Source organism: Pseudoalteromonas sp. Bsw20308 (assembly GCF_000310105.2).
Lineage (GTDB): Bacteria > Pseudomonadota > Gammaproteobacteria > Enterobacterales > Alteromonadaceae > Pseudoalteromonas > Pseudoalteromonas fuliginea.
Map to the genome: position 1 here is coordinate 163,187 of NZ_CP013138.1, position 23,324 is coordinate 186,510.

The 23,324-nt window shown below is 40.2% G+C and carries 23 protein-coding genes; 7 read left to right on the forward strand and 16 right to left on the reverse strand.

All coding sequences use genetic code 11. The features are described 5' to 3' along the window. Window positions 1–117: 117 nt before the first annotated feature. From nadE to ycaO, 4 genes are all read right to left on the reverse strand, one after another. On the reverse strand, window positions 118–948 hold the full coding sequence (gene nadE / locus D172_RS00650; protein ID WP_007377312.1) for an ammonia-dependent NAD(+) synthetase: 831 nt from the start codon (window positions 946–948) through the stop codon (window positions 118–120). 53 nt (window positions 949–1,001) lie between these two features. Then, complete coding sequence (locus tag D172_RS00655; RefSeq protein ID WP_007377313.1) at window positions 1,002–1,631, reverse strand: YceH family protein; 630 nt, start codon at window positions 1,629–1,631, stop codon at window positions 1,002–1,004. A gap of 43 nt (window positions 1,632–1,674) precedes the next feature. Next, window positions 1,675–5,037 carry an ATP-binding protein gene (locus tag D172_RS00660; protein ID WP_007377314.1) on the reverse strand — a complete coding sequence of 1,121 codons (3,363 nt, stop codon included), beginning with the start codon at window positions 5,035–5,037 and terminating at the stop codon, window positions 1,675–1,677. 167 nt (window positions 5,038–5,204) lie between these two features. Then, on the reverse strand, window positions 5,205–6,965 hold the full coding sequence (gene ycaO / locus D172_RS00665; protein ID WP_007377315.1) for a 30S ribosomal protein S12 methylthiotransferase accessory factor YcaO: 1,761 nt from the start codon (window positions 6,963–6,965) through the stop codon (window positions 5,205–5,207). A 156-nt stretch (window positions 6,966–7,121) separates the two neighbouring features. Between ycaO and D172_RS00670 the strand changes: the two genes are divergently transcribed. The 4 genes from D172_RS00670 (at window position 7,122) to D172_RS00685 (ending at window position 12,263) form a co-directional block, all read left to right on the forward strand. Beyond that, entirely contained in the window at window positions 7,122–9,407 is a 2,286-nt protein-coding gene (locus tag D172_RS00670; protein ID WP_007377316.1) for a penicillin acylase family protein, read from the forward strand. Window positions 9,408–9,465: 58 nt separating this feature from the next. Further along, window positions 9,466–10,314, forward strand: coding sequence for an MBL fold metallo-hydrolase (locus D172_RS00675; RefSeq protein WP_007377317.1), 849 nt, complete (start codon window positions 9,466–9,468; stop codon window positions 10,312–10,314). 99 nt (window positions 10,315–10,413) lie between these two features. Then, complete coding sequence (locus tag D172_RS00680) at window positions 10,414–11,946, forward strand: carbon-nitrogen hydrolase family protein (protein ID WP_007377318.1); 1,533 nt, start codon at window positions 10,414–10,416, stop codon at window positions 11,944–11,946. Then, window positions 11,946–12,263: a DMT family transporter gene (locus D172_RS00685; RefSeq protein ID WP_007377319.1), complete on the forward strand. Its 318-nt coding sequence runs from the start codon at window positions 11,946–11,948 to the stop codon at window positions 12,261–12,263. Before D172_RS00680 ends, D172_RS00685 begins: the two co-directional genes overlap by 1 nt. A 67-nt stretch (window positions 12,264–12,330) precedes the next feature. Here D172_RS00685 and D172_RS00690 read toward each other — a convergent pair whose 3' ends face one another. Next, on the reverse strand, window positions 12,331–13,209 hold the full coding sequence (locus D172_RS00690; protein ID WP_420713805.1) for a DMT family transporter: 879 nt from the start codon (window positions 13,207–13,209) through the stop codon (window positions 12,331–12,333). Between the two features lie 244 nt (window positions 13,210–13,453). Here D172_RS00690 and D172_RS00695 point away from each other — a divergent pair, with 244 nt between their 5' ends. Then, window positions 13,454–13,837 carry an MAPEG family protein gene (locus D172_RS00695; protein WP_007377321.1) on the forward strand — a complete coding sequence of 128 codons (384 nt, stop codon included), beginning with the start codon at window positions 13,454–13,456 and terminating at the stop codon, window positions 13,835–13,837. Between the two features lie 74 nt (window positions 13,838–13,911). Here the strand turns inward: D172_RS00695 and D172_RS00700 are convergent, their stop codons facing one another. The 3 genes from D172_RS00700 to D172_RS00710 form a co-directional block, all read right to left on the reverse strand. After that, window positions 13,912–15,120: a TonB family protein gene (locus tag D172_RS00700; RefSeq protein ID WP_007377322.1), complete on the reverse strand. Its 1,209-nt coding sequence runs from the start codon at window positions 15,118–15,120 to the stop codon at window positions 13,912–13,914. A gap of 9 nt (window positions 15,121–15,129) precedes the next feature. Then, a complete protein-coding gene (locus D172_RS00705) occupies window positions 15,130–15,504 on the reverse strand; it encodes a BlaI/MecI/CopY family transcriptional regulator (protein ID WP_007377323.1) in 375 nt (124 codons plus the stop codon). Between the two features lie 101 nt (window positions 15,505–15,605). Next, the gene (locus D172_RS00710) at window positions 15,606–16,298 is read right to left on the reverse strand and encodes a pseudouridine synthase (protein WP_007377324.1); all 693 of its coding nucleotides are present in this window, start codon (window positions 16,296–16,298) and stop codon (window positions 15,606–15,608) included. Window positions 16,299–16,388: 90 nt separating this feature from the next. Between D172_RS00710 and D172_RS00715 the strand changes: the two genes are divergently transcribed. Together D172_RS00715 and D172_RS00720 are read left to right on the forward strand one after the other, a co-directional pair. Then, a complete protein-coding gene (locus D172_RS00715; RefSeq protein ID WP_007377325.1) occupies window positions 16,389–16,694 on the forward strand; it encodes a DUF6482 family protein in 306 nt (101 codons plus the stop codon). A 40-nt stretch (window positions 16,695–16,734) separates the two neighbouring features. Next, on the forward strand, window positions 16,735–17,142 hold the full coding sequence (locus tag D172_RS00720; RefSeq protein WP_007377326.1) for a GNAT family N-acetyltransferase: 408 nt from the start codon (window positions 16,735–16,737) through the stop codon (window positions 17,140–17,142). An 11-nt stretch (window positions 17,143–17,153) separates the two neighbouring features. Here the strand turns inward: D172_RS00720 and D172_RS00725 are convergent, their stop codons facing one another. The 8 genes from D172_RS00725 to lptM all read right to left on the reverse strand — a co-directional run bounded on the left by D172_RS00725 (window position 17,154) and on the right by lptM (window position 23,274). After that, entirely contained in the window at window positions 17,154–17,510 is a 357-nt protein-coding gene (locus D172_RS00725; protein WP_007377327.1) for a HopJ type III effector protein, read from the reverse strand. Between the two features lie 21 nt (window positions 17,511–17,531). Then, the gene (locus tag D172_RS00730; RefSeq protein ID WP_007377328.1) at window positions 17,532–18,635 is read right to left on the reverse strand and encodes a retroviral-like aspartic protease family protein; all 1,104 of its coding nucleotides are present in this window, start codon (window positions 18,633–18,635) and stop codon (window positions 17,532–17,534) included. Between the two features lie 28 nt (window positions 18,636–18,663). Beyond that, window positions 18,664–19,371 (reverse strand): HAD-IA family hydrolase, encoded by a 708-nt coding sequence (locus D172_RS00735; protein WP_007377329.1) that lies wholly within the window; start codon window positions 19,369–19,371, stop codon window positions 18,664–18,666. 10 nt (window positions 19,372–19,381) lie between these two features. Next, window positions 19,382–20,326, reverse strand: a complete 945-nt coding sequence (locus tag D172_RS00740) for a tyrosine recombinase XerC (RefSeq protein WP_007377330.1) — start codon at window positions 20,324–20,326, stop codon at window positions 19,382–19,384. After that, entirely contained in the window at window positions 20,323–20,934 is a 612-nt protein-coding gene (locus tag D172_RS00745; protein ID WP_007377331.1) for a DUF484 family protein, read from the reverse strand. The genes D172_RS00740 and D172_RS00745 overlap by 4 nt, the downstream gene beginning before the upstream one ends. Next, the gene (dapF, locus tag D172_RS00750; RefSeq protein ID WP_007377332.1) at window positions 20,931–21,761 is read right to left on the reverse strand and encodes a diaminopimelate epimerase; all 831 of its coding nucleotides are present in this window, start codon (window positions 21,759–21,761) and stop codon (window positions 20,931–20,933) included. The genes D172_RS00745 and dapF overlap by 4 nt, the downstream gene beginning before the upstream one ends. Window positions 21,762–21,825: 64 nt before the next feature. After that, complete coding sequence (gene lysA / locus D172_RS00755) at window positions 21,826–23,079, reverse strand: diaminopimelate decarboxylase (RefSeq protein WP_007377333.1); 1,254 nt, start codon at window positions 23,077–23,079, stop codon at window positions 21,826–21,828. After that, entirely contained in the window at window positions 23,080–23,274 is a 195-nt protein-coding gene (gene lptM, locus D172_RS00760; protein WP_007377334.1) for an LPS translocon maturation chaperone LptM, read from the reverse strand. Window positions 23,275–23,324 lie beyond the last annotated feature (50 nt).

Below are 23,324 nucleotides of genomic sequence, written 5' to 3' on the forward strand. Positions count from 1 at the left end.
TAATTAATAAATATTAGCGTGTTAATTTAGTAAAATATACGCAGTCTCTTGAACTGTCGATCAAAAAAGCAATTAATCATTAATGGTATTAATTGCTTTATTTTATTTACTAAAACATTAATCGTAAATTGTCGGAATTGGTTGGCGCTTATGTTGTGTACGCGTGTAAATACTCACAAGCTTTTGTTCAACATCATTAGACACAGGTTTACCTTCTAAAAAGTCATCAATTTGCTCATAGCTTAAACCAAGTGCTTCTTCATCTGTTAAGCCTGGGCGGTCACTTTCTAAATCAGCTGTAGGTGCTTTATCTACTAATAAAGCTGGCGCACCTAGTGCAGTTGCAAGCGCACGAACTTGGCGTTTTGATAAACCAAAAAGCGGCGCTAAATCGCATGCACCATCACCAAATTTGGTATAAAAACCAGTAATGTTTTCAGCACTATGGTCAGTACCTACGACTAAACCTTGGCAAAAACCTGCAATTTCATACTGAGCAACCATACGTTGGCGTGCTTTAACGTTGCCTTTAATAAAATCTATCTGAGCTTGCTCAGGAAGGGCTTCGCCGCTATCAACTATAGCTGCAAGCGCTTGCTCATGCAGCGCATCGGCTGCCGGTTGTACGTTAACGGTCATACGTTTACTTGGCTGAATAAAATCAACCGCCATTTGGGCTTCGTCTTCATCGGCTTGTACGCCATAAGGCAAGCGAACAGCAATAAATTGATACTTATCAGTGTCTAGCTCTTCATTTAGCTGGTTGACTGCTAATTGGCACAAACGTCCACAAGTTGATGAGTCAACGCCACCACTTATACCGAGCACTAACGACCTTGAGTAAGCTGCCACTAAGCGTGCTTTTATAAAATTAACTCGACGGATTATTTCTGCGTTTATATCAATTGTTGGCTGAACTTTCATTTCAGCCATAATTTCGGCGCGCATGGCCAGCTCCTATAGTCTTATATAAACTTATTATGTGATTAAGCGTTTAATAATTAAAGCCCTAAATGGGCTTTAATCTGACGTAGTTCTGTTTTTAGTTGCTCAACTTCTGCGAGTAGTTCGTCTAACTCACTATTTTTAAGTGCATTAACTTTTGGCTCATGAGTATTATTTGTTAAGTTAGTTTGCTGGTCTGCGAGCTGATGTATATAGCGACTTTCTCGCTTACCAGGTTCTCGTTCTAACTTTATTACGTAATCATTTTCAATAAGCTCATTTAGTGCACTCTCTACTTCGTTTACATTATTAAACTCAGCAAGTCGAGTACTTCGAGTTCTCAGCTCTCCTGGTGTCTGTGCGCCGCGTAATAGCAGTAAACAAACAATAGCGCGCTGTTGCTGTGAAAATTGTAAATTACTAAATTCAGTATTACAAAAACGATGGTCGTATTTATTTACGCGACCAGAAAGGCCTTCGTCTATTGTAACCAAACGCAGTTCGATTAGTTCATCAAGTATATTTTGTACGTCGTTTTCAGTGAAATTTACAACAGGATCGCGATTAGACTTTTGATTACATGCATTTGTAAGGCCATTTAACGATAGCGGATAATGCTCTGGCGTCGTACTTTGCTTTTCTAGTAAGCAACCAATAACACGTTGTTGATTTGCTGATAACTGCATAAATAATCTCAAATTAGTAAGCGTATTTTATTAGCTTACACTTTTATTGGGTATCAAGCCATTGGCTAAGTTTAGGTTGTAAAGCGGCTAGATCGAGAGGTTTACTCAAATAGTCGTCCATTCCAGCGGCAAGGCATTTATCTTTATCGCCCTGCATAGCATTTGCGGTTAAGGCTATTATAGTAATATTTTTATTATACTTACCTGCATCGCCTTTTCTTATCGCTTGTGTTGCCTGATAGCCGTCCATTTCTGGCATCTGGCAGTCCATTAAAATAAGCTCATAAGGCTCGCCTTGCTTTGTATTGAGCTTAACAATTGCCTCAAACCCATTTTGTGCAATATCAAAGCTCACTCCAGCCTGTTTTAATAACGCTGAGGCGACTACTTGGTTTACTTTATTATCTTCCACTAATAAAATTTGTGGTTGAGAAAAGTTAGTGGCGACCATTTTTGTGAGTTTGTTTTGCAACTGAGCTTGCTTTTGTTGTCGTTCTATAAACTGATCATTAGTGAGTGAATCAAATAAATCAGAAGGCGTTAGCGGTTTAAAAATCATACAATCAATCTTTATCGCTAGCTTTGATTCCTCTTTTGAGTAGCTCATAGGTGCCATTATTACTAATTTACAGCCTTGTATATTTATAAATCCTTTTAGAGCAGTAATGCATTCTGGCGACGCTTTTTCAAAAAAGTAGTAATCAATTAAAATGGCATCAGTATTTTGAACCTCATTATGTGAGTAATTCAATATTTGTTGATAGTCATTGATGCACTCTACACTAGCGCCCCAAACAGAGAGCTGCTTACTTGCTGTATTAGCATTTAAGCTGCATTCATCAATTATTAAAATATGCTTATTTTTAATTAAATGACTCGGTAGATCTTGCTCTTTACTGAGTCGAGGTTGTATCTTTATTGTGAAAGAAAATGTGCTACCTTGGCCTTTCACGCTGGTTACACCAACCTCTCCGTTCATGAGTTCACAAAGCTGTTTTACTATCGCAAGGCCTAATCCTGTACCACCAAACTGACGCGTTGTTGAGGCATCTGCCTGTGTAAAGGAGTTAAACAATGTCGCTTGTTTTTTAAAGTCGATACCAATACCAGTATCAATAATAGAGCATTGTAAAAATGAACCGTTGGTTGTGTCATTTATTTTTGCCACAATTATTACTTCACCATTTAAGGTGAATTTAACAGCGTTACCGATCAAGTTATTTAAAATTTGACGTAGCCTGTTTGGGTCGCTAATTATTTCGCTGACTGTAATTTGAGTGGCATCTAAAATAAGCTTGGTATTGTTTTGCTCTACTTTTAAGGCGAACGATTCAACCACCTCACCTAATAATTTAGGTAAGTTAAATTGTACATTGTCGATATCGAGTTTACCGGCTTCTATTTTTGAAAAGTCTAAAATGTCATTAATTATATTAAGTAATGATTGAGCAGATGATTGGGCTAACTCTATATGGTGTTCTTGTTGTTGATCTAATTTTGTTTGCTTTATTATATTTAACATTCCGAGCACGCCGTTCATTGGGGTGCGAATTTCGTGACTCATACTCGCTAAAAACTCACTTTTTGCGGCAACTGCTTGTTCTGCTGTTTCTTTAGCCGTTACTAGCTCTTGTTCAGTTTCAATACGTTGCTGGCTAGAATGTAGGCTACCTATCAATGCGGCGACAGCGATTAAAAAACTTTCCTCATTTTTAGTCCAATTACGTTTAATTCTACATTGCTCAGCACAAATAATACCCAATACACCACTGCCTGCAGGTATAATTACACACAGCATAGATTTGATCTCTAACGGCAGTAAATAATGTGTGGAGAGAGGCGCCAAGGTTGAATTTTGTAAAACATCAGAAGCATTAAATACAGCTTGATGGTCAATAGTATTAAAAAAGTCTGGGAGGTTTTTCCTAAGCCAAAGTAACTCTATTTTATCTGCTGAGTTCAATTCACTGTGCACGGCAAATGGAATTAGTTGGCTTTTGCCTTTATCAAAAAACCGTATGCTGGCGCGCTCAATTTGAAATGCTTGGCAAATAGATTGTGTAATTATGTCCTTGGATTGGCTTAGCTGGCCGTTTAAAATTAATTTATTTATAGTAAGCGAGGCTAAAATTTCGTTATGCAACGCTATAGAGCTACTTTCTAATTCAACTTTTTTTCGGGTATCTATATTCTGCAATGATCCAAAAATTCTTACACATCGTCCGTTTTTTTGCTCTGCCTCACCATGCACAAGCACCCAAATTGACTCTCCTTCTGCATTCATTACCTCCAGCTCAACTTCGTATTTTTCGCCGTGTTTTATAGCACGTTCAATCAAAGGTTTAATGGTTTCTCTGCTCGTGCCTTTTTTAAAGTAGCTCAAATCTATTGGCCACTTAGGTTGGGTATTTAATGGGTATTTGAATATTTTTTTGGTCATATCTGACCAATACACTTGCTGAGTTTCTAAATTAAATGACCATGCGCCGATTTGTGCTAAATCACTCATTGTTTCGAGCATTTTCTCGTTTTGTTGTTGGCGATTAAGCATTTTTAAAAAGAATAAAAACGCCCAAGTCAGTAATCCACAAATAATAATAATAGCCAAACGCAATGGCCAAATAGCTGAATGAGGCGGATTCCAACCGAGCTTTGGGGTAACGTATAGTTGCCAGCTTCCACCTTGGAAGTTCAAAGTGAATTCAAGAGGGTTTTGTTCAATAATATTTGAGTTCCCATAAAAAAACTCCCCTTTTTTACCTAAACCATTGCGACCTTGTATGGCAACGAGATACTCCTTTTCAAGTTCATAGATTCCAGAGTTGGTATAAATTTTTTGAATATCGAGCACAACTGATAACAAACCCCAAAATTCATTTTTAGGAGGGGTGTATACAGGGACTCTGGCTATTAATGCCTCACCTCCTTGCACTAAAGTGAGTGGCCCAGCCATGATGATCGTGTTTGTGTCGCGGGCTCTAATTGCATCTGCACGTTGATTTTTGTTATTTAAAAAATTAAGACCTATCGCTTTTTCATTTCCTTTTAAAGGATAAGTCATTTGAATAACCATATTTGGGGCGCCGCCAATATTACGCAGTTCTTTTGAGGTATTGAAAAGAGGGGCGGCAATCTGTGCAAAGCGTTCTTGCTCTAAGTTTGGCTCTACGGCTACAGCAACACCTAAGCCACGCACTAGTTGGATATTAGAAATTAAAGTCGATTCAAGCTGGGCGCGATAGGTGCTTACTTCGGAGAGGATTTGCAATCGATGGGCGTCTTTTGCTCGATTATAGTTAATACGCTCAAGTACCACACAAACCAATACAGTTAATGCAAGCGATAGCCAAAAGGTCAGCTTAAAGTTATGAACATTCGTTTTTTTATTATTAATCGATGGTGGCATTAGCTGCATGTTGGCGTTAATTAAGGCAAATTAACTATAGCTAATTTATTACGAAAATGAAAACAGCGCTAGAGCCTGTTGGTCTTTCGAGGTTAAAAAATTAATCCTGAAAGGTCAACATGCCCTTAAATACGCCGTTTATTTTTTATAATTAGTTGTTTAACTAGTTACGCATCGCTAACTTCACGCGCCCAATGATTTTGCTTTGCTACATGTAGCTTGCGGTAACCATCAAGTAGTGCCGCATGCTTTTTAAAGCCTTCAAGCGATAAACCAGGGAAAGTTAAACCGTTAAACTGCTTTTTACCTTCGGCAATTTCTATAGCCAGCGCTACATTATTAGCACCAAACATTAAGCCTAGTGCATCTTGGTAATCTGCGTATTCGCGCTCGTCATCGTATTTAATTTCAAGAACTGCTTTTAAACAGCGGAAGTGGCGCATTGCCTCTTCGTTTACTTGGCCTGTATGAAGTATCCAGTCAACCCAATCAATGGCTTCTTCGCTGCCTGCAGCTAAACATAGGTGCGCTTTAAGCTCACCTATACGCAGTGTGTGCCATGGTGTGTCGGCATCGGTTGCAAGGCCAATAAATTCTGCGGCGCGGATAATATCGCTGTGGCCTGCTTCTTCAAGGCTGTCGTAAATGTCCATCCATTGCTCTGCATCGTACTGATCAAGCGATAGGAATGTTTCGCGGAATTTAGCGCCTTCGTTGTTGTTGCGCCAAATAAGCTCATCAACAGGGTAAATGTCTGACATGCCCGGTACTAAAATACGACATGCGTATACGTTTAGATGCGTGTAATCCATGATGTAGATATCATGATCCATGCTGTGAATTAGGTCAGTACAGAAGTTATATTCTTGCTCTGTTGTGCCGCTAAAGTCCCAATGGACAAATTCAAAGTCAGGTTTTGCACGGAAGAAATCATGCGAAATCAAACCGCTTGAATCAATAAAGTGCAGTTCAATGTTCTCTGGTGTTGCTACTTCATCGTTATCAAATGTTGCAGGTTGGAATACATCTAGCTGATCAAGACGACGACCTTGTAGTAACTCAGTCACGGTACGTTCAAGCGCAACTTCAAATGATGGGTGAGCACCAAAAGAAGCAAATACAGAACCATCTGTTGGGTTAATAAGCGTTACGCTCATTACAGGGTATTTGCCCCCAAGTGATGCATCGGCAATACGTAAATGAAAGCCATGGCTGCGAAGTTCTTCACACGCTTCGTGAATTTTAGGGTATTGCTTAACAACGTCTTCAGGCACGATTGGTAAACAAATACCTTCGGCGATGATGCGGTTTTTAATCGCGCGTTCAAATACTTCTGATAAACCTTGTACGCGCGCTTCAAATTTCGTGTTACCTGCGCTCATACCGTTAGATACAAAAATATTACCAATAACGTTTACCGGGATGTATACGTCTTGGTTATCGCGTTGGCGAGTGTAGGGCAGGGTACAAATGCCACGATCAATATTGCCTGAGTTAAAATCAAAAAGGTGTGATGCGTTAAGTTCGCGCTCTGGGTCAAAGTAATCCCATAAGCTTTCATCCATAATACCTTGTGGTACTTCATCGCCTTCAACTTTAAACCATTTTTCACTTGGGTAATGAGTAAATTCGCCATTAGCAAATTCTTCACCTAGGTAAAAGTCTGCAAAAAAGTAGTTACAGCTTAAACGCTCAAAGTATTCACCAAGTGCTGAGGCAATAGAGGCTTTGTCGGTTGCGCCTTTACCATTGGTAAACATAACACCGCAGTCACTGTCTTTTATATGAACCGAATAACAGTTAGCTACAGGGTTAAGCCAAAGCGCTTCTTCAACATTAATGTTTAGGGCTTTAAGCTTGTTTTGCATGGTAGAGATTGACGATTCTAGGTCGCGGTCTTTACCTTTGATAAATGTTTTTTCAGTCATATTGATCTCAACTAGTTCTGCACGATGTGTGGAGCTGACATTATCGTGGATTTTGATGTTTATTTCACCCTTTGCGAGCAAGAACATTATTATTTAATAAAACTGTGGTTATCATATGCTCTCAACGCTTGGTGAAAATTATCAAAGGAAAGGCCGATGTTTAAATTAATCAAATGGTTACTGTTATTGACTGTTATTTTAGGGTTGGCGAGTACCGCCGTTGTTTATGGCGTACTTAGTTTAAGTTTACCCGCTCTTGATGGAAACGGGCGTAGTAACGCGGTAGTAGAGCCTGTAAAAATTTCGCGCGATGTATTAGGGCAAGTAGTAATAAACGCCAATAGCCGAAACGACGCTGCCTATGGTTTAGGTTATGCACACGGGCAAGACCGATTTTTTCAAATGGATTTATTAAGGCGTAATGCAGCAGGCGAGCTAAGTGAATTATTTGGCGAAGCAGCGCTGGGGCTCGACAAAAAAATGCGCTTTCATCAATTGCGTAAACGCAGCCAAATTATTTTACAAACGCTGCCAGAGGCAGATAAGCAATTACTTAAACGTTACGCTCAAGGTGTAAACGAAGGTTTAGCGCAAGTAGGGTATTCAAGCTTTGAATATTTACTAACAGGTGCAGCACAAAAGCCATGGCAAAGTGAAGACAGCCTACTTGTGATATTTAGCATGTACCTAGATTTACAAAGCGCCACATTTGAGCGCGACCAAGCACTCATTCAAATTGAGCAAGCGTACACAAAGCAAATGGTTGATTTTTTAACGCAGCCGAGTAAGTACCAAGCCGCGCTTAATGGCAGTAGATTAGCGCCTTATAGCGGCGGCATACCTACTTTTCCAACTCAAACACAACACACAGTTAAAAGTATTGAAGCCAATCAAGAGCGCGGCAGTAATAACTGGGCTGTTACGGGAACGCTTACTAAAACAGGTGCTGGTATGGTGTCGGATGATATGCATTTATCGATGGCAGTGCCTGTAATTTGGTACAGAACACAGCTAAATTACATGCAAAATGGAGCGCCTACCCAAGTAACTGGTGTATCGCTGCCAGGCGCACCTGCCATTGTAGTGGGCACAAACAATAATATTGCATGGGGATTTACGAATGGCTATTTAGATACTGCCGATTGGATTGCTTTAAATGACGAGCGTAAAACATGGCAAGTTGATGAATCGATTGCATTACCCGATGGGGAGGTCGAAAACTACTCATTAATACTCAGTGAATATGGCCCTGTAAAATACATTAACGAAAAGCCTTACGCACTTAGCTGGACTGCACATCAATCTTATGCCGTTAATATGCAGCTAGTGAAGTTAGAACAAGCCAAAACAGTAGATGATGCACTTGCTGTAGCAAGCGATGTGGGCATTCCGGTGCAAAATTTAATGGTGGTAGACAGCCAAGGTAGCGCCGCGTGGAAAAATATCGGTGGTATACCGGCTCGTAAAACACCAAGTGAGCTTGGCGTAAATGCCGATGATTACAGCGTGCTTTGGCAGCAAAACGAATTACAACGGCCCTTTGTTAAAAATCCACAAAGTGGGCGATTATGGACTGGTAATTCTCGCGTGGTATCGGCTGAAGATAACGCGCGTTTTGGTAATGGTGGTTATGCACTCGGTGCGCGTTCAAGTCAAATTCGCGATAGATTATTTGAAAAACAAACATTTGCTGAGAGCGACTTTTACGCATTACAACTTGATAATCAAGCTCGCTTTTTAATGCCTTGGCATGCTCTGCTATTAAAGCAATTAAAAACCGATACAACTGAAAATCAGCAATATATAACAGCACTCGAAAATTGGCAGCAATGTGCATGTTCAAACTCCATAGGGTATACCTTAGTTAAGCGCTACCGCGATGAAGTGATTAATATTGTATTTAGTAATATGGAAGACGAATTAAATAAACAACAAGGCACACTTAAATACGTAAAACGAGATTTAGAGCCCGCAGTTTGGCAGCTTATTAACAACAAACCCAACACATGGATAAACCCACAATTTAAGAGCTGGGATGCACAATTACACGGTGCATTTAGCCAAACTATCACTAAGCTTACAGAACAATTTGGCAATAACGTACAAAGCTGGCAGTGGGGCAAGGTAAATGAGTTAGTGATAGAGCATCCATTTGCAAAGCAAATGCCGTTACTTGCTAAGTTATTAAATATGCCTACAGCTACGGGTTTTGGTGATAGTTACATGCCTGCTGTACAAGGGCGTAGTTTTGGCGCATCGCAACGCTTTATTGCTCAACCTGGGCATTTAGAGCATGCAATTATGGCTATTCCTGGTGGGCAATCGGGGCATCCATTATCTGAATTTTATAGAGCGGGTTTTAGTGATTACGTTGAGGGCAAACATACACCTTTATTGCCGCAAGAATTAATACATCAAATAGTAATAGAGCCTGCGCAATGAACTAAAGTATAGCTAAACACGTTCTATATAATTACTAATAAAACAACAGAGAACTAAAATGAAAAAAATATTACCCGCATTAATAACAGGTTTATTACTAAGTACAGCAGTGCAAGCAGATGAAGGTCCAGTAACAGCACAAAAATTAAGTGACCATGTATACGTACTATTTGGGCAAGGCGGTAATATTGCAGCAAGTGTAGGCGATGATGGCATATATATTATTGATGATCAGTTTGCCAAGTTATCAGACGACATCAAAAAAACCATTAGCGATTTAAAACCAGGTAGCGCAGAGTTTGTTATTAATACGCACCATCATGGCGATCATACCGGTGGCAACGAGAACTTTGCTAAAGCGGGCGCGCACGTTATAGCGCACGACAACGTACATAAACGCTTAAAAGAAAAGCATGGAGAAGGGTCCGATTTTTTACCCCGCATTAGCTTTGGTCACGATTTAAAACTGCATTTTAATAACGAACACGCGCATGTAGTGCATTACGAACATGCACACACCGATGGCGACTCAGTTATCTTTTTCAGTAACGACAACATAGTGCACATGGGCGACATTTACTTTAATTTTGGCAGCTTACCGTTTGTTGATGTAGATAGCGGCGGCAGCGTTGATGGTATTTTAGCGGCAGTAGACGATGTAGTTAAACAAATCGACGACAACACTAAAGTAATACCAGGACACGGTAAGGTAAGTGACCGTTCAGGACTGATAGCGTATGGTAAGCTAGTTCAAAACGCGAAAGACGTAATGCTAAAAGCAATGCAAAATAATGCAAGCTTAGAGCAAGTACTTAAAGCCGATCCATTGGCTGAGCTGAATCTTGAATACGCAGGCTGGTTACCAAAAGAGAAAGTAACCACACTTTTTTATCGCAGCTTAAAGTAGTACATCTAAAGTAAAAAACATGATACAAAGCTGAGTGTATTCTTGAGTTAATCGAGCGTGCATTCGGCTTTTATTTTCTTATGCCTAAAGGAGTTGTGTATGTCGGCAGAAAAAACCCATCTTGAAATTTGTAACTTAACCAGAGAGCAATATCCGCAAATTAAGACCTTGATGGATCAAGCGTATCCCGACTTAGGTGGTGCGTGGCCAAGTCATACCATTTTTAGGTTAATAGACCAATTTCCTGAAGGGCAAATAGGTATTGTAGATGACAGCGTGCTGGTGGGCTTAGCGCTGAGCGTACAAGTTGATTACACACGTTTTTCAAACCCGCATACATACGAAGACATTGCAGATGGTCACGACCGTGTATTTAGCGATACCGACGGCGATGCACTATATGGCTTAGATGTTGCCATTAGCGAAACTCACAGAGGCATGCGTTTAGGTCGTCGCCTTTATGATGCCCGTAAAGAACTGTGCCGCCAATATAACCTACGCGCTATTTTAGCGGGTGGTCGTATTCCACGTTATTACAATCATAGCAGTGAAATGACGCCAATGGAATACATTGCAAAAGTAGATCAGAGAGAGCTATACGATCCTATTTTAAGCTTTCAGCTATCTAACGATTTTCAGGTAAAGCGTTTACTTAAAAAGTATTTACCAGAGGATCAAGAGTCAGTTGGTTACGCCACTTTACTTGAGTGGAATAACATTATGTATGAACCAACCGACACGGTACTTGAGTCAACTAAATCAATTGTGCGTGTAGGTGCTGTGCAATGGCAAATGCGCTGTGTTGAATCGGTTGAAGAAATGCTAAAGCAGGTTGAATACTTTGTAGATACCGTATCTGACTACAAAAGTGACTTTATACTATTCCCTGAGTTTTTTAACGCGCCATTAATGGGCTTAGGAAATCAAAGCAACCAAACTGAAGCAATTCGTTATTTAGCTGAATATACCGAAACGTTTAAAAATGCCATGTCGCGTATGGCAATAGAATACAACGCCAATATTATTACAGGCTCTATGCCACTTGCCGAAGATGATAAAATTTATAACGTGAGTTATTTATGCCACCGCAGCGGTAAAATAGACGAGCAACGTAAAATACATATTACCCCGCATGAGCAAAACGATTGGGTTATTCAAGGCGGCGATAAAATTGCCGTGTTTGATACCGATGCTGGTCGTGTAGGTATTCAAATTTGTTATGACGTAGAGTTTCCTGAGCTTTCACGCATATTGGCCAAACAAGGTTTAGATATTTTGTTTGTGCCATTTTGGACCGATACCAAAAATAGTTATTTACGTGTGCGCCATTGTGCACAGGCGCGTGCAATAGAAAACGAATGTTATGTGGTTATTGCGGGCTCGGTAGGTAACTTACCACAAGTAGAAAGCCTTGATGTGCAGTATTCGCAATCAGCTGTATTAACGCCATCGGACTTTTCGTTCCCGCACGATGCAACACTTAACGAAGCCACGCCAAACACCGAAATGCTATTATTTAGCGATCTTGATATGGATAAACTTAAAATTCTTCACAGCGAAGGCACGGTGCGTAACTTAAAAGATCGCCGCGAAGATTTATACGAAGTTATTTTGAAAAAGAGAGATGTTTAATGGCGTGGGTGTACTTAATTATTGCTGGGTTACTTGAAATTGGCTGGCCGATAGGTTTAAAAATTTCGCAAAACGATGATACTCGCTGGCAGGGTATAGCAATAGCTGTGGCATTTATGGTCGCTAGTGGCTTTATGTTGTGGCTTGCACAAAAGCAAATATCAATGGGCACATCATACGCCGTATGGACAGGTATTGGCGCTGCAGGTACGTTTTTGGTGGGGATATTGTTTTATAACGATGCCGCTACATTTGGTCGTATTGCGGGAGTATTAATGATTATTAGTGGTGTGATAACCCTAAAAATCAGCTCTTAGAATCAGTTCTTAAAGCTATAAAAAATTATAACAGCGCAGGTATAAAAGCCTGCGCTTTTTTGTGCCCTTAATTCGGCAACATAACCAAAACAGCGGCAATGGCTATGAGGATTAAGCCTGCGGTGTCTTGCTTTTTAAGCGGTTGTTTTAGCCAAAGCACAGCAATTAGCATGGTAAAAAACACTTCAACCTGTCCAAGTGTTTTAACGTAAGCAACGTGCTGTAAGCTCATTGCACTAAACCAGCCAATAGAGCCGATACAACTAAAAACACTAATTGCGGCTGTAGTACCTTTGTATTGCCACAGTTTACTAAGTGTTTGCGGCTCTTTTAATAATAAATAGCCCAGTAGTATTAGTGTTTGTAGGCTAATTACAAACAGCAAAACCCAAGCTGCTGAGTGAGGAAATAGTAATCCTGAGTTTAAGCTTGCTTCTCGTACCCACAGCGATGTAAGTGCAAAGCAAGTACCACAAGCCAGTCCTAGTAATGCTGTTTTAGCATTAAAGTGTTTAACGCTTGTTATGCCGCTGAGTAGCAATACGGCAATAGCGCCAAAAAACACACCAAGCCAACCGAGTAAAGAAAGTGCCGAGCCAAAAAATAATACGCCTAAAATGGCAGCTACTAACGCCTCGCTTTTGGCAAGCCCAGCACCTACGGCGTAATTATTCATTTTAAATAGCTTAACCATTAAACCAGTGGCAAGTATTTGCATCACACTTGCGCCTACAATAAATGCCCAAAAGGCATTATTAAACGTAGGCATGGCGGTATCTTGATATTGATACAAACCATATAAATACACGCCAGCAATGGGGCCTGCGATAATAAAGCGAGAGAGGGTTACGCCAGCCACACTCACATCGTTACTTAATTTACTTTGCAGGGCATTACGCCATGCTTGCATGAAGGCGGCTAAAAAAGTGAAAAATATCCAGGTCATGGTCGTCATCGTTAAAATGTAAGGCAGTAAAGTTAACAAGCTTTGAGAAGTAAAGCGATGCATTAACCGTGATGTTGAATATTCATCATCTGCGACATTATGTCGCACAAGATTGAAGATAAATTTAGTTATAGTAAGCCTGATGTTATTGCTAGCCGCTAGAGTTTGCCATAAAACGCATCTGGCGGCTTTTTTACATTGGTTGTGTTATTTTATCTAATTAACAATAACTCAGAATACCACTATGACTATTTTAATTGTTTGTGCTTTATTGGCTGTATTAATGCCATACATTGCTAGAATCCCTGCCGTAATTGAGTTAAATAAACTCGGCGGATACGATAATAAACATCCTCGACAACAACAAACTCAATTAACCGGTTTGGGAGCACGTGCTTTGGCAGCTCATCAAAATTGCTTTGAGTCGCTAGCTGTTTTTGCGGTCGCGCTTGCGGTAGTTTTAGGTACTAACAATGCAAATGCAGTGACTGAAACCCTTGCCATGACACATATTATTGCACGTGTTTTATTTTGTGTTTTTTATTACTTAAATCTTGATATTATTCGCTCAATTATGTGGTTTATTGGTTTGGGGTCAGCCATTGCCATGATTGTGGTGAGCTTATAACTTTATAGCGTAAAACCACAAAGCAAGCAGCCTAAAAGGGCGCTTGCTTTGTAGTCTTGAAAAATCTAATAAAGTTAGTGCGATACTTTAATTCGCTCTATTAAATCGGTATTAGCAACTTCATTGTTTATTGCAAAATCGAGCTGTACAAGTACGTTTTGATAACCCATTGATGAGGGTTTATATTGCCACTGTCTTAGCGCCTTTTTAGCTTCACGGTCAAATATGGCTTCAGGCTTTGCACTAACAACAGAAACATTAGCGGTTTCACCATTGGGAGTTATATCGTACTTTAATACCACTGAGCCACTGATGCCTTGTTGAGCTGCTTGTTTCGGATAAAGGGGTTCAATACGCATTGTCGGTGAAATGTGATCCTCTTTAGTCATTGCCTCTGGTTGCTTTGCAATCGCCAATCCACTTAGCATACTTGCTGCTACAAGTAATAAGCCACCTTTAGCAAACTTTGAATGTTTTCCGCTGTGTTTTATATTAGTAAGTCGTTGTAACATCGTTTTTTTATCTCCGTAGTGTGAATAAGCCATAAGTCCTGTGGGCGCATTTGCCGCACAGCTTATTAAGGCTTTGCTGTATAAAATGTGTTGTTGTGTGGTTTTATTGGCAAGTACCCGTTCATCACAAGTCAGCTCTTGTAGACGGCGCATGCTTGCGTAACAAGCCCAAGCTAGTGGGTTAAACCAAAGTAAAATAGTAGGCAGTAATATAAGTGCGTTTGTTAGGTTGTCTTTGCGTTTAATGTGTACGTTTTCGTGCTCTAAAATAAGCGCTAATGTGGCTTTATCGAATTGCGCATTATAGTTACTCGGTAACACTAGCTTGCTGTTTAAAATCCCGATCACCATTGGCGTGGCCACATATTGGCTGGTATAGGCATTAACACCAGCGGTAAGAGTGCCTTCAAATTGGGTTAACTCAGTTAACTGCAGGCTTTTAACAAAACGGGTATGTGTAATAAAGCTAGCTATTAATAACCCTGCGGTAATAAGTAGATACATGAGCGCCCAGCTAATACCTACCTCGTTTGTAAAAGATTGGTTGGGGGTGATTAAGTAGTGACTAATATTACTGTTTTGCAGTGGTTTAATTGCGTTTGGTAAATTAGCAATCACCAATGCCGCAGGTAATAGCCATGCTAATTTATATACAAATCGCGAGCCAAGGGCTTTTAAACCAAATCGCTCGAGTAAAATAAATCCACAAAACAAAATACTTAATAGTAGTTGCTGCTCAATCAACCAATTAAACCCAGTTTGAATAACCATGTTAATCCCTTACTTTTGGTTTTTTTCCCAGTCATCTATAACTTTTTTAAGCTCGTTTATATCTTGCTGAGAAAGCTGCTCCGATTTAGCAAAGCCACTTACAAGTGGCGCAATACGCCCACTAAAAAATCGCTCAATAAAGTTTTGGCTTTCTTTTAGGGTGTAGTCGGCGCGCTCCATACAGGGAGTATAAATATATTGGCGACCTTCTTTTTCAAATGTAAGTGCGCCTTTTTTTACTAGTCGACCTAGCAGGGTTTTAATGGTTTTTTCGTGCCATTGCTTATCGTCGCTTAAGCGCTCAATTATTTGGCTCGCGGTGGCGGGGTAGTTAATCCAAAGTGCGTCGAGCACGTCAAACTCTGCTTTTGATAACTCAATCATGCTATTGCCTACAAATGTAATCTTTAATTAAAGACTACACCTGTAATCTATAATTGCAAGTTTATTTTTAACTTTTTGAGATGTAGTTAAGTGACTTGGTATTAGATTTTTGAAATGTCGGTTTTATTAATTTGTATATATTGGTTTTCAGGTAGGTTTAGTTTTGAAAGGGTGAGGTCACTAAATTGCGATCTATATAAATCAATAACTTTGTATCCGCAGTAATGCGCCATTTTACGTATTTGCCTGTTTAGCCCTTGTTTTAAAACAATACTAAACTGATTACTGGCTATTTTATTTACTTCACAAGGCAGGGTTATGTGTTTATCAACGGGTACGCCTGCTGCCATTTTGTCACAAAAAGCATCGTCTAAAGGCTTATTTACGGTGACTAAATAATGTTTAGGCTGGTGGAAATCAGGATGTATTAGTTGGTTACAAAAATCCCCATCGTTGGTCAAAATAAGCAAACCACGAGAGTCTTTATCTAATCGACCAATAGGGTAAACACGGGTAAGTGTAGGCAAATGGTGAATAAGGCTGGCAGGGTCATCAATATTTAATTTGCAGTCAATGCCTACCGGCTTGTGATACGCAAAATAAACTAAATCGGCCGCGCCTTTAATTTCTTTTTCGTTCACTATTATTGTGTCTTGCTCATCAACGTGATCAATATGATTCGCTGGGCGATTATTTACAGTCACCACACCTTCATCAATTAAACGCGATGCTTGTTTACGAGAGCAAATACCTGCATGGGCAATATATTTAGCGAGTCGGATTTTTGTGCTCATAACGTGTGACGCCAGCGGCTAATAAAAATTTGATCGCGATTATAGCAAAGCTGCGTATCTATGAGGTTACTTTTAAAAAAGGTGGTTGTTATGGGTATGAAATTCTCAGAATTAAAAAAACATGAGCCATTACAAAAGGTGGTTGCGCATTCTCTTGAAATGGCATTATACCAAGTCTCTGTAATTATAAATAATGTCGAATACTATGTGACAGAGGAAAATGGTGAGTTTATAAAAGCACTAAGCCCACTGCATATTCAAAAGCGTTTTGAAAAAATAGCCTATGCACAAATGATGCTACGCCATACAAGTGCTTACGATGAAATGTGCGGTCAACCCGAAAAAACAGCCAGTAATATGCTTGAAGTCCCATTTGGAAAAAATAATCTGTTTTGATTGAGCTAGTTTGCTAGTATCAGCTCTTTAAGGGCGGCACATGTATCAATTAACAGCAGATAATACTGATGCGTTAAACGTAGCGCTTCGCGCGCAAATGGTTGAATTTAACGCCCAGCATTTTGATGCGCAAAGAGTGCCATTAGGTTATAAATTTACTGATGAGCAAGGCGAGCTTGTTGCCGGTATTAGTGGGTGTGTGTTTGGTAATTGGCTAATGATTAACTGGCTTTGGTGTAGCGATATTGCGCGAGGTAAAGGGCTTGCAGATAAATTGCTAACGGCACTTGAGCAAGCTGCTATTGAGCTAGGAGCAACAACTGCTCAGCTTGACACACTTGATTTTCAAGCAAAACCTTTTTACGAAAAGCGCGGTTATAGTGTTAAGTATCAACTTAATAATTATCCACGCTCAGGTACGCGTTACTTTATGGAAAAGCCACTTTGATTTTTTGCTGATTATTTTGCTTTTAGTGGCTTGCCTTCAAAGGTAATACCTAAAAAAGGTGTTGTCTCTGGTGCTAACATAAACGTGCGAATGTTTATGTGATCATCCCCTTTAGGGTTTTGCAGTACGTCTTCTCGGTAAAACTTACCAAAACAATCCAACGTATTTTGTTTACTTAAATCGTTTAATTTAGCAAACGCAAAAATTTTACACGAGCCGTTGTTCTCACTCGCAGCGCTAAGTAATCCATGGTTATTAAAGCCACATGCAGTAAAGTCGTAATTTGCTTCTATCACCGCCATTGTATCGGTAAATTGAATGCTTTTTGGGTTTTCAGCAAGTGCTTTTAAATAGTTATTTAGTGTCATGTGTTACCTTTGGATTTTTAATTATTTAGCGCTCAACTCTAGCTCATCTGTTTGCTGATTTATATTGAATTTAAATCGCGATAAAAAGTTCATTCCTAGCAAACCTTGCCCACGAGTGTTTTCAATGCTCAACACTTCAAAACCATAAATAATTTGCGAGCCCACTTTAAACGATTCAATTTGATAACGCTTTACAACAATTTGGCCGTTAGCTGTGTTGACTGTTACATCGCCTAAATATAAAGGTTGTGGCGAAATTTGCTCAATTATACTTGTAGGTAGTGAGGTTACGCTTGCGCCTGTATCAATCATTAGTTCGGTTGATACATTATTATTTATTTCGGTGTTTATTAAGTAGTGCGCGCCGTAAGGCGTTAAAGCAACGAAGTCGTCTTGCGATTGTGCTTTATTGATCATAGCTTGCAGTGTTTGCACTTGGCTTTTCAGATTGTGCTGGTTTGGCATTCGATCGAGGGTTGCTTGTGCGCTAATTAAATCGCCTTGCTGATAGTAGGCATACGCAAGCGGATATAAAAACTGTGCGTTATCGCTTTTATAGTCGAGCCAAATTTGTGTTTGCTCAATAATAGCTTGCCAATTTTGTTGCTCAGTTAATGTGTGTAATTCGTTTTGAGTGAGCGTATTTAAACGTGTATTTACGTTACTTTGCTGATCAGCAGGCAGTAATGAATTAAGCTCAAATAAAGCAATAATGGCATTTTGTGTTTGCTCGCTATTTATTAAATACTCAACCTGTAAATTAAGTAACTCTACGTTATAAGGGTTGTTATTTAATAGCGCATTGAGAAATGATTCGCTAAGTAATAAATTGCTATTTAGCCATGTTTTAAGCTGCACTAGCCATGATGAATAAAGGTTTATTGCGATTTCTGGATTGCTGCTTTTGAGTTGTTGATAGCTACTAAGTGCGGCTTCAAATTGGTGTTTTTTAAACTGCTGCTTTGCCGTATTTAATAGCGTATTTTGCTGTTTAGGCGATATGCTTTTTTCAGCACCTTGCGTTTTTTGTACTTGAGTTAACGCAGGCTGCGGCCATAATAAATAAGCGTTAAGGCTAAGTGAGCCAATTAATAGCAAGGTGATTAGCTTGGTATAGTGGCTCATTGTGACCTCTTATTTAATGCAATTGGTATTATTTAATAAAGTGCGTTAGGGCATGAATATTGGCTATTTCAATATCAGCTAGCCCTTTATAAGCATAATTGGCGTCTTGATCGTTTAACCATACCGATTGGCAACCGGCATTATTTGCGCCTTGTACGTCGGTATCTAGGCTATCGCCAATGTGTAAAATTTCACTTTTAGCAACGTTTAAGTGCTCGGCAGCTTTATCAAATAAGGTGCTGTGAGGTTTTGCTTTACCGTGCATACCGGCTTGTAACACGAGCGAAAATTTATTGTGTAAGTTAAAGCGTTCAATTTCAACATTACCATTAGTTATAGCAACCAGCGTAAAGTGCTGGGCTAAGTTATCTAGCAGCTTTAGTACGTCATCGGTTACCACTATTTTACTGCGCGCATCGGCAAAGGCGTTGTAGGCAGCATCGGCATGATGCTCTACCTCTTCCTCATTCAAATCTAGTTTAGAAAGGGCTAAGCGCAATGTATGTTGGCGCCATTTAGTGACGTTATCAGCAAGTTCAGGTAACTGTAATACGGCCTCATTGCGGCATTGTTGCCAGTATTTTGGGCCTTGGGCTAAGTAGCTAGGGAGCGCATTTAAATAATCTTGCTGCGCTTTAACCGCTGCTTTTATAATGGGGTGATTGTTGTAAAGAGTGTCGTCTAAATCAAAGCTCATGACAGAAAATGGCTTAATAGCACGATTAAATCGGATCATTTTTATTTACCTAATCAGTTCGTTTTTTTGCACGAGGGTGAGTGTTGTCGTACACCTTGGCTAAATGTTGAAAATCTAAATGCGTATACACTTGTGTAGCCGACAAACTGCTGTGCCCTAGTAACTCTTGCACGGCGCGTAAATCACCAGATGATTCTAAAATATGTGACGCGAACGAGTGGCGTAGCTTATGCGGGTGAACCTGCGAGCTAATGCCTTGTTTTATTCCCCACTCTTGCATGCGTAGGCGTACTTGGCGAATCGAAATACGGTTTTTTTGGCTACTTAAGAATACTGCTATTTCATCGGGCTTTGCAAACTGAGGGCGTATTGTGAGCCATTTTTTTAATGCGTCTAACGCTTTTTTGCCCACCGGAATTAACCGCTCTTTATTGCCTTTACCACGCACTAAAATTTCGCCATTGGCAGCGCTAATATCTTGCATGTTAGCGCCAACTAACTCGCTTATACGCAGCCCTGATGAATACATCAACTCCATCATTGCTTTATCTCTAATAGCGAGAGGTTCGTCGTCGGGTATTTCGAGCAAGCGTGCCATTTGATCTACATCGAGGTTTTTAGGTAAAGGCTTTGCAAACTTAGGGCCTTTTATACCCACTGCCGGATTATGGTAATGCGATTGCTCGGCAATGTTTTTTGCTTTTAAAAACTTATACAAACTGCGAATGCAGCTGAGCTTTAAGCTAATAGTACGGCCACTTAATTGTTTTGAACGCAGTGCCATGCTGTAGCGGCGAATATGCTCGCCTTGCACGCCAAACCAGTCATCACATAATTTGTTAAAATAAAGAGCTGCAAAGCTAAGCTGGCTTACGTATTGATTAACTGTGTGCGCTGAATATTGTTTTTCAAACTTTAAATAGTCGCTAAACAGCATTATGGGTGTGCGCCAATTGTCGCTTAATTGGGTAATGTTAGGCGCGTCTTCACTCATGCTAGTTCAAGTAAGCGTAGTTGTAATGAACGTACAAAATCGAGAGCAAATAAATTATCTTGTGTGGGCTCAAAATGGTTAGCATTATTGCTACCAAAAGCCAATATGGCGATTGGGTTTACAGCCTCTCCAATTAAGTAAATAGCCGTTGATTGTGTTGTTTCATTAAATAACAACAGGCTTTCTTGTTGATCTATGCGGCCTAAATAATGGCTTGAATTAGTTAGGCGGTGAGCAATCAGTTCATCATAATTTTTGTTGTACTTTAATAATTTACAATTGCTTATTGTTGGGTTTGTGCAAATAATATTTTGTAAGTTACTTGCTAATGTATTGAAGTCGTAGTTACTCCAAAGCTGGCGATGACATTGACTAAATAAGCGATAAACAAACTCGTTTTGAGTAGCGTGTTGGCTCATGGTCTCTATTTGGTTTTTTAAAAGCGTATTACGCTCGCGTAGCTGGCGTTGTTGAATATGTACTAGCGATGTTGCACCTTGAGTTTGCTGCTGCAGTTCAAGTTGGACTAGTAGTTCTGGATGCTGAATTAAAAAATCAGGGTGTTGCTGCAAGTAATCAATAACTTGCTCTTTATTTAGCTCGGTCATAGCGCGACTTGTCCATCGAATACATGCTCTGCTGGGCCTGTCATACGTACTGGGTGACCTTCGCCACTCCAGCGCACTTGCAAACTTCCACCTGGCAAATCGACTTGAACGGTTGTTGATAATTTATTTTGAATATGACCAATAACCATTGCGGCACATGCGCCAGTACCACACGCTAGGGTTTCGTTAACGCCGCGCTCCCAAACTCTTAATTTAATGTGCTCTTGCGATACAACCTGCATAAAGCCAATGTTCGCTTTTTGCGGAAAGCGTTCATGGTTTTCAAGCAATGGACCCAATATATCAACTTGGGCGGTAGTGATATCGTCAACTTCCAGCACACAATGCGGATTACCCATAGATACCGCGCCACTAAATACCGTGTGCTCTTGCGTTCTAATAATATAAGTAAGCTCACGCTTGCTGGCTTTTAAAGGGATTTTACTTGGCTCAAAGTTAGGGTGACCCATGTTAACCGTTACTTGACCGTCTTTTTCTATGTAGAGCGTTAAGTTGCCCGACTTGGTCGATACACTAATTTTGTGCTTGTTAGTAAGGCCTTTCATACGTACAAAACGGGCAAAACAGCGTGCGCCGTTGCCGCATTGCTCTACTTCGGTACCGTCGGCATTAAAAATTCGATAATGAAAGTCGAGATCGGGAGAGTACGGCGCTTCAACCATCAGTAATTGGTCAAAGCCAATGCCAAAATGGCGATCTGCCAGTTTTTTGATTTGATCTCGCGACAAAAAAACATTTTGTGTAATGTTATCAATCACAACAAAGTCGTTGCCTAAGCCGTGCATTTTGGAAAAATTAACTAACATAGCGCTCTAATTCGGTTTTGCTCTGTGCTAATCATGCCACAGAGCAGCTAGTAGACAAAAACGTTTATGGTAAAACTTTCTCACCTTGATAAAGGCTTTCAATAGTTTCGCGTTCGCGAATAAGATGATACTGCTGACCATCTACCATTATTTCTGCAACACGCGGGCGCGAGTTGTAGTTTGAGCTCATGGTAAAGCCATATGCCCCCGCACTTCTTTGTGCGAGTAAATCGCCTTGTTTTAGGGCAAGTTCGCGGTCTTTTCCTAAAAAGTCGCCGGTTTCGCACACCGGCCCCACAATATCAAAGTTGTGAGTAGGTGTTTCGTCATCGCGCACGGATACCGGAATGATTTTTTGCCACGCTTGATAAAGCGCAGGGCGAAGCATATCGTTCATACCAGCATCGACAATGGCAAAAAATTTGTCTTGGTTTTGTTTAATAAATTCAACTTGAGTAACTAAAATACCTGCGTTAGCTGCAATAGCGCGCCCTGGTTCAAAAATTAGTTCAAGGTGTTTGTAATTAGCTAAGCGCTCGGTAACTTGCGCTGCATATTCACTTGGGTGCGGTGGTTGCTCGTTGTTGTACGGTACGCCTAAACCGCCACCAATATCTAAATGAGTTAGCTCAATACCGTTAGTTTTTAGCTCATCAATAAGCGCCATTAGTTTATCAAGGGCTTCTAAAAAAGGTCTGACTTGCGTTAATTGAGAGCCAATATGACAATCGACACCAATTACTTTTAAACCAGGTAAAGCCGCTGCTTGTTGATAAACACTCACTGCTGTTTGAATATCAATACCAAATTTATTCTCTTTTAAACCGGTAGAAATATACGGATGTGTTTTTGCATCTATATCGGGGTTCACGCGAATAGAAATAGGCGCTTCTAGGTTAAGCTCGCAAGCCACTTCAGAAATACGTTCAAGCTCAGAGGCAGATTCAACGTTAAAACATTTAATACCCAGCTTTAATGCATACGCTATTTCGTCAGACGTTTTAGCCACGCCTGAAAAAACCACTTTAGAGGCGTCGCCACCTGCTTTAATTACACGCGCAAGTTCGCCTTTGGATACAATATCGAAACCCGAACCTAAGCGCGCTAATATATTAAGTACGGCAATATTTGAGTTTGCTTTTACAGCGTAACATACTAAGCTTTTGTGATTTTTAGTGGCGTTAGCAAACGCTAAGTAATGGCGCTCAAATGTAGCACGCGAGTAAACATAACATGGCGTACCGTATTGCTGCGCTATGCTTGCCACACTGACGTCTTCGGCAAATAATTGGTTGTTTTTGTAATTAAAATAATCCATTTATTGCTCCTGACTTTGCTGTGCTTTGGCTTGCTCTGCGGTAGTGGCTGGCTGAGCTGTATTTTGAGGTTGGTTTTGCTCTGTTTGTGGCTCTGGTAAATATAACGGACCGCTTTGTCCGCAGCCAGCTAAGGCGCTTAACAGTACAGTGCTTATTAATAGTCTTTTTAATTGTAAGGTATGTGTCGCTTTCATTAGATTAATACGGTTGCTGGCTTTATAATCGCAGAGTAACAGAATATCTA

Bases quoted from the DNA above. Each gene is read 5' to 3' on its own strand.
- D172_RS00725 (WP_007377327.1), bottom strand. From the start codon at position 17,510: ATGACACTAAATAACTATTTAAAAGCACTTGCTGAAAACCCAAAAAGC.
- D172_RS00705 (WP_007377323.1), bottom strand. From the start codon at position 15,504: ATGATTGAGTTATCAAAAGCAGAGTTTGACGTGCTCGACGCACTTTGG.
- D172_RS00695 (WP_007377321.1), top strand. From the start codon at position 13,454: ATGACTATTTTAATTGTTTGTGCTTTATTGGCTGTATTAATGCCATAC.
- D172_RS00660 (WP_007377314.1), bottom strand. From the start codon at position 5,037: ATGCCACCATCGATTAATAATAAAAAAACGAATGTTCATAACTTTAAG.
- D172_RS00745 (WP_007377331.1), bottom strand. From the start codon at position 20,934: ATGACCGAGCTAAATAAAGAGCAAGTTATTGATTACTTGCAGCAACAC.
- D172_RS00680 (WP_007377318.1), top strand. From the start codon at position 10,414: ATGTCGGCAGAAAAAACCCATCTTGAAATTTGTAACTTAACCAGAGAG.
- D172_RS00720 (WP_007377326.1), top strand. From the start codon at position 16,735: ATGTATCAATTAACAGCAGATAATACTGATGCGTTAAACGTAGCGCTT.
- D172_RS00690 (WP_420713805.1), bottom strand. From the start codon at position 13,209: ATGACCTGGATATTTTTCACTTTTTTAGCCGCCTTCATGCAAGCATGG.
- lysA (WP_007377333.1), bottom strand. From the start codon at position 23,079: ATGGATTATTTTAATTACAAAAACAACCAATTATTTGCCGAAGACGTC.
- D172_RS00685 (WP_007377319.1), top strand. From the start codon at position 11,946: ATGGCGTGGGTGTACTTAATTATTGCTGGGTTACTTGAAATTGGCTGG.
- D172_RS00710 (WP_007377324.1), bottom strand. From the start codon at position 16,298: ATGAGCACAAAAATCCGACTCGCTAAATATATTGCCCATGCAGGTATT.
- D172_RS00740 (WP_007377330.1), bottom strand. From the start codon at position 20,326: ATGAGTGAAGACGCGCCTAACATTACCCAATTAAGCGACAATTGGCGC.
- dapF (WP_007377332.1), bottom strand. From the start codon at position 21,761: ATGTTAGTTAATTTTTCCAAAATGCACGGCTTAGGCAACGACTTTGTT.
- lptM (WP_007377334.1), bottom strand. From the start codon at position 23,274: ATGAAAGCGACACATACCTTACAATTAAAAAGACTATTAATAAGCACT.
- D172_RS00675 (WP_007377317.1), top strand. From the start codon at position 9,466: ATGAAAAAAATATTACCCGCATTAATAACAGGTTTATTACTAAGTACA.
- D172_RS00700 (WP_007377322.1), bottom strand. From the start codon at position 15,120: ATGGTTATTCAAACTGGGTTTAATTGGTTGATTGAGCAGCAACTACTA.
- nadE (WP_007377312.1), bottom strand. From the start codon at position 948: ATGCGCGCCGAAATTATGGCTGAAATGAAAGTTCAGCCAACAATTGAT.
- ycaO (WP_007377315.1), bottom strand. From the start codon at position 6,965: ATGACTGAAAAAACATTTATCAAAGGTAAAGACCGCGACCTAGAATCG.
- D172_RS00715 (WP_007377325.1), top strand. From the start codon at position 16,389: ATGGGTATGAAATTCTCAGAATTAAAAAAACATGAGCCATTACAAAAG.
- D172_RS00735 (WP_007377329.1), bottom strand. From the start codon at position 19,371: ATGATCCGATTTAATCGTGCTATTAAGCCATTTTCTGTCATGAGCTTT.
- D172_RS00730 (WP_007377328.1), bottom strand. From the start codon at position 18,635: ATGAGCCACTATACCAAGCTAATCACCTTGCTATTAATTGGCTCACTT.
- D172_RS00670 (WP_007377316.1), top strand. From the start codon at position 7,122: ATGTTTAAATTAATCAAATGGTTACTGTTATTGACTGTTATTTTAGGG.
- D172_RS00655 (WP_007377313.1), bottom strand. From the start codon at position 1,631: ATGCAGTTATCAGCAAATCAACAACGTGTTATTGGTTGCTTACTAGAA.